The sequence below is a fragment of the Acinetobacter sp. UBA3132 genome, assembly GCF_002364825.1.
In the GTDB taxonomy this organism is placed as follows: Bacteria; Pseudomonadota; Gammaproteobacteria; order Pseudomonadales; family Moraxellaceae; genus Acinetobacter; species Acinetobacter schindleri.
This window is the reverse complement of record NZ_DEZM01000104.1, coordinates 418-6,467: the sequence shown is the minus strand read 5'-3', so window position 1 is coordinate 6,467 and position 6,050 is coordinate 418. Positions and strand designations below refer to the sequence as shown.

Sequence of the window (6,050 nt, the reverse complement as noted above, 5' to 3'; positions counted from 1 at the left end):
TTTATTATGAAAGCCTTATTTTCATTCTTAATTTTTATAAATTTTTGAATATAAGAAATTAATTTTCATGTTCCAGAGCTTATTCATTTCAGGAAAAGTACAACCGCATACTTTGAACAGGAATGCGCCGAGCCACAAAAATAATATCTAAATTGAGAATCTCATCTTATTACAGTAGCAGGATCAGACAGAGAGCTACGCTTCAACTTAAAATACTTTCCGGCAGAAAAAGGTTTAGCTGAATGATCACCCTGTCCGGATCAGGCAGGCTTTTGTTGCAGTACGCTATAAATTTCACATTCTCGACAGCCCAAGTCCGGTCAACAGAAACTGTTCCGGATGAATTTTCTTTATTGCATAGCGCCATACTACCAGGCTAAAACAGAACTTCAGATTTCCTGAAATACCGGAATATCCAGCCACTGTGCATTTGGAAAATCCTTTTGCAAACATTGCTGCAGATACTGAATAGTATCCTGTGCAATGACTTCATCCTGAGCATCATCGGCATGGTTAAATGCCAGCGCATACAGCTCAATCTTACGCTGTTTGAGCAGTTCCAGACTGAGCAGAGTGTGATTGATACTGCCAAGACGACCTGAGGTTACCAGAATGACAGGAAGCTGCTGTGCGGCAATATAGTCTACGGTGAGCAGGTCTTCTGTCAGTGGCACCATCAGACCACCTGCTCCTTCCAGCAGAACACGGTCAAACTGTGCGGCCAGTTGCTGTGTGGCCTGTTCAATTTTTTGAAAGTCTACTGGACGCTGGTCCAAACGTGCTGCCAGATGGGGTGATGCCGGATAGCTATAAATTTCCGGCATAGTCAGCTTTTGCTGATCTTCTGGCAGCAAGCCACAGCCCATGATCTTGCGATGCTGTTCGATATCTTCAGACAGATCAGTGTTGCCAGTCTGGATCAACTTCTGGGTAATAGTACGAATGCCCTGCGCATTCCAGATTTTGGCCAGAAAACCGGTGGCATAGGTCTTGCCAATACCGGTATCTATACCGCTGACAAAATAGATGTTTGCGTTCATGGGTGCTTCCGTGCAATGAGATAAATCGGGTGATAGGTCAAAGGATACTTCTGGCTATCTGATAGCTGGAATTGTTGATATTGCTCATAAAAAAGCTGTAAGGAAGATTTGCTCCAGCGGAAACCATCTGCCGTTGCTTGTACGCCGGTGGCCTTGATATGTTTCAGTACCTGGCGAGGATGTTCAAACTCCAGAATCAGGCGCTGTTCCTCCTGCATCAGGACCTCATAACCACAAGATTCCAGCAGTTCAACCATTTGTGGAAGTGAGCGATATTTCAGCCCCTGTCCAGTCAATACTTTAATTTCTTTTAAATTGTCCTGTGCATAGCTGGCAAAGCAGAACCAGCCAGACGGATTTAAAGCCTGATGAATTTTCACAAATAAAGCGTCCAGATGCTGCACCCATTGCAAGGCAGAACAGGACACCACCAGATCCAGCGATTGTGGAAGTGGCAAAGTTTCGATATTGCCAATTCCCCAGTAAATCCGGCCATCTTCCTCAAAATGCTGTTTAACTTCTGGATAAAGGTCATTTAAAAACAACTGGTCGAAACTGTAATGCTGCATCAGCTGGCGGGTAAACAGACCTGAACCACAGCCAATTTCCAGGATACGCTGTAAATTTACCGCAATATGCGCTTGCATATACTGGACCAGTTCCATTGCTACCCGACGCTGGGCAATAGCATGCTGTTCATAGCTGGACTGTGCCTGAGCAAAGCGCTGCGCGACCTGATCAGTTTTCATCGTGGCAACTCCTGCAGAGCATCCTGCAACTGTTGCAGCTGTACCGGACTGACCTGCTGATGTAAACAGATTCGCAATCTGGAAGTGTTTTTAGGTACAGTCGGTGGACGTACTGGCAGGACATAAAAACCCTTTTGCTGTAAATATTCTGCTGCAGCGACGGTTTTGGCTGCATCGCCAATAATTACCGGTACAATTTGAGAACTGGATGGACAAGCATAACCCAAGGCCTGAATGCCCTGATGACAGCGACTAGCCAGACTGGCAAGCTGTTGGCGCTCTTCCTGCATTTCTTGCATTTTCTGGAAAATAAAATGCGTCCAAGCCATACAGATTGGGGGCTGTGCAGTACTAAAAATTAGCGGACGCATGCTGTTGATCAGATATTCACGAATAAGCGGATGACAGACCAGATAGCCACCAACTGAAGCCAGTGCCTTGCCAAAAGTCCCGACCAGCAGGTCAATCTGGTCTATGACCTGATACTGCTCGGCACAACCCAACCCGCGTTCACCACGCACACCAATAGCATGGGCTTCATCCACATACAGCATGACCTTATCAAATTGCTGTTTGAGTGCCACCAATGCACCGAGATCCGTTTCATCACCATCCATACTAAAAATGGATTCAGTGACGACAATAATGCGCTGAATATTTTCATCTGCCTGATACTTTACTAAAAGCTGTTGTAGATGTTCCAGATCATTATGCCGGTAGCGTACATAACTGGTATTGGATAAACGGATACCATCAATAATGCTGGCATGTACCAGCTTGTCGGCAATAATAACGGTCTTGCTATCCGCCAATGCTGGCAGAATCCCGATATTCATATGATAGCCGCTATTAAATAACAGCACCGAACGACCAAAAGCCTGCGCCATGCTGGTCTCCAGCTGTTCATAGGCCGGGAAATTTCCAGTCAGCAGGCGCGAAGAACTGGCACTCATCTGTCGTTCAGCAAGTGGTATCAGGTCAAAAAATTCTTCCCGTAGCGGCAGATCGGCCGCCAGACCAAGATAGTCATTGGATGCCAGATTCAGCATCTCAATCCCATTCAGCTGAAGATAAGGCTGGCTGGAAATCCCCTGCTTAAACTGGCGGTACTGGCCCTGCTGTTTCAAATTATCCAGTTGCTGCTGAAAATGTTCCAGATGCTTCATACTGTTGTTCCCATTGCCTGAATCATCTCGCACATATGCACCAGTAAAGTTTTAAGTTGTTCAGCAGAAATCACAAATGGTGGCATCACATAGACTAACCGACCAAAGGGACGAATCCATACGCCACGGCGTACACATTCTGCCTGGAAGCTAGCCAGATCAACAGGTTGCTGTAACTCCACGACTCCAATCGCGCCAAGTACGCGGATATCCGCAACCTGCGGCAAGGCATTTAATGGCTGTAAATGGTCTTTTAATACTTGTTCAATCTGTTGCACTCTTGCCTGCCAGTCCTGTGACAATAAAAGCTGGGTGCTTTTGAGTGCTACTGCACAGGCCAGTGGATTCGCCATAAAGGTCGGGCCATGCATAAATACGCCTGCTTCACCACTGGAAATGGTTTCTGCGACATGCGCAGTCGTCATTGTGGCTGACAAGGTCATATAACCACCAGTCAGCGCCTTGCCCAGACACATAATATCTGGGCTAATACCTGCATGTTCACAGGCAAACAGTTTGCCACTCCGGCCAAAACCAGTCGCGATTTCATCCAGAATTAACAGGATATTGTAACGATCACACAGCTGACGTACCTGGCGCAGGTATTCCGGATGATACAGGCGCATGCCACCTGCTCCCTGCACAATCGGCTCAATGATCATGGCTGCAATCTGTTCATACTTTTCTGCTAACAATTGTTCCAGTGGCTGGATATCATCAACTTGCCATTCACCATCAAAACGGCTTTGTGGTGCCGGAACAAAATAACGGTTCGGCAGACTAGAACCAAAAATCTGGTGCATGCCCGTGACCGGATCGCAGACCGACATAGCATTCCAGGTATCGCCATGATAGCCAGAACGTGTAGTAACAAAGTTGCTTTTCTGTGCCTGACCACGGGCATGCCAGTATTGCACCGCCATTTTCAAAGCCACTTCCACAGCAACCGAACCGGAATCGGCATAGAAAATCCGATCCAGTGGCTCTGGAGTAATCTCAATCAGCAATTTAGCCAGATCAATCGCTGGCTGATGGGTCAGGCCACCAAACATGACATGTGACATGGATTGCAACTGGGTCTGCACCGCCTGATTCAGCTCTGGATGGTTATAACCATGGATCGTGCACCACCAGGACGACATCCCGTCAATCAGCTGTGTGCCATCTTCCAGTTCAATTACAGCACCATGTGCCGCCCTCACCTTGTAACAAGGCAAAGGATGACTCATGGAAGTATAGGGATGCCAGATATGCTGCTGATCAAAAGAATCGTGCACGGAAAATAACCTAAACAATAGCGCTGTCCTGATCTTAACGGTTTAATTCTGAAATGAACATCTAGCTGACCTTTAGCATTTTTCTGATTAAAGAAGTTTTTGTAAAAATTGCAAGATTGGCTCAATGACCAAACTGGTATCGAACAGGATAGCATCGTGCGCAGCTGAAATTTTTACCAAGTTCAGATGATCTGCATTGAAATGTGCAATATTTTGTATAACTTTGTAGGGAACTAACATATCGTTCTCAGAATTTATAAATAGCATCTTGCCAGGATAGCTTTTTAAGATATCTACCAAATTTAATTGTTCTAAAAGATAGAGATGAGCCTGCTGATAGGATAAATCAATATTTACTAATTGCTCTTTTAAATATTTTGCCCGTTCTCGTGGTGTTACTGAACCCAAAGTGACCAGTGCACAGAAGCGTTTTAGAGCCTGTTGAGGTTGTAACATCACCGCATGTTTAAATTGCTCATACTGCACTTTGAGCATAGCATGAGGCCAGTTTTCTTGCGCCACAAAGCAAGGGTTTGACATACAGGCAATTACGGGCTTGGCGACTTGTATCTGCTGATAGATTGCATTAGCCAATAACAATGCTAACTGCCCGCCAAGTGACCAGCCAATCAGTACATCTTTATCCGCTGCAACCTGTACCTTTTCTGCCAGTATTGCTGCATTATTCGGATCAAAGATATCCCAGACTTCGATCTGATGCTGTGGCATTAACTGCTGTTCTAGCTGCTGTACAAATTCATTCAGTACCTGAGTCCCCAGTCCCCAGCCGCTGATGAGCAGAATTTTCATCAATCCTGTTCCCTATTTTTTGTCATCTATTCAATAAAAAAGGGACCCATCTCTTTCGAAATGATCCCTGATATACAGCTGCAAAATTTAAGCAGGCTGCATGGCATCCATAGCAAGCTCACGGCCGGTTTTCTTCGGTGTTTCAGCTTTTAGCCCCAGTTTGGCAAACAGGGCTTTGTCCTTGCCTTCACCACTATTCGGTGCAGTCAGTAATTTATCCCCTGAGAACAGTGAGTTAGCACCTGCCATGAATGCCAGGGCCTGATCAGAATCAGATAGAGATTCACGGCCTGCAGACAGACGGATATAGCTTTTTGGCATGATGATACGTGCTACGGCAATCGTCCGGATCCAGTCAATCACATCCAGTTTTTCTACATCGGCGAGCGGTGTTCCTTCGATTGGCACCAGCATATTAATTGGTACCGATTCTGGGTGAATTGGCATGGTCGCCAGTTCAAATAATAATCCCACACGGTCCTGTTTACCTTCACCCAAGCCGACAATCCCGCCACTACATACATTAATTCCAGCTGAACGGACATGGTCTAAAGTATTTAAGCGATCGTCAAAAGTTCGGGTGCTAATGACATTCGCGTAATATTCACGCGAAGTGTCGAGGTTATGATTGTAATAATCCAGTCCAGCATCTTTTAAACGTTCTGCCTGAGAGGCATTCAACATACCTAAGGTCATGCAGGTTTCCATACCCAGCTTTTTTACTTCCTGGATCAATTCCAGCACATAAGGCATATCGCGCTCATGCGGATTCCGCCATGCTGCGCCCATACAGAAACGGGTCGATCCTGATTCTTTCGCCTGTTTTGCTTCAGCAATCGCTTTTTGTACCTCTACCCTTTTTTCAATTTCCAGATCTGTATCGTAATGGGCAGACTGGGAGCAGTATTTACAGTCTTCCGGACAACGACCGGTTTTAATAGAGAGCAAGGTGCTGACCTGTACGGTATTGGCATCAAAATGCTCACGATGAATTTGCTGTGCCTGAAA

Annotated in this window: 6 protein-coding genes; all 6 read right to left on the bottom strand. The window is 45.8% G+C overall.

What is annotated here, in order from left to right:
* Positions 1-389 precede the first annotated feature (389 nt).
* Complete coding sequence (gene bioD, locus B4033_RS04985; protein ID WP_004811009.1) at positions 390-1,040, bottom strand: dethiobiotin synthase; 651 nt, start codon at positions 1,038-1,040, stop codon at positions 390-392.
* Positions 1,037-1,789, bottom strand: a complete 753-nt coding sequence (bioC, locus tag B4033_RS04980; RefSeq protein ID WP_071319920.1) for a malonyl-ACP O-methyltransferase BioC — start codon at positions 1,787-1,789, stop codon at positions 1,037-1,039. Before bioC ends, bioD begins: the two co-directional genes overlap by 4 nt.
* Complete coding sequence (locus B4033_RS04975) at positions 1,786-2,955, bottom strand: 8-amino-7-oxononanoate synthase (RefSeq protein WP_286832490.1); 1,170 nt, start codon at positions 2,953-2,955, stop codon at positions 1,786-1,788. The genes bioC and B4033_RS04975 overlap by 4 nt, the downstream gene beginning before the upstream one ends.
* Positions 2,952-4,232: an adenosylmethionine--8-amino-7-oxononanoate transaminase gene (gene bioA, locus B4033_RS04970; protein ID WP_286832488.1), complete on the bottom strand. Its 1,281-nt coding sequence runs from the start codon at positions 4,230-4,232 to the stop codon at positions 2,952-2,954. The genes B4033_RS04975 and bioA overlap by 4 nt, the downstream gene beginning before the upstream one ends.
* Before the next feature lie 87 nt (positions 4,233-4,319).
* Positions 4,320-5,042, bottom strand: a complete 723-nt coding sequence (locus B4033_RS04965; protein ID WP_286832487.1) for an alpha/beta hydrolase — start codon at positions 5,040-5,042, stop codon at positions 4,320-4,322.
* Between the two features lie 87 nt (positions 5,043-5,129).
* On the bottom strand, positions 5,130-6,050 hold a 921-nt coding region (bioB, locus tag B4033_RS04960; RefSeq protein WP_286832486.1), incomplete at its 5' end, for a biotin synthase BioB.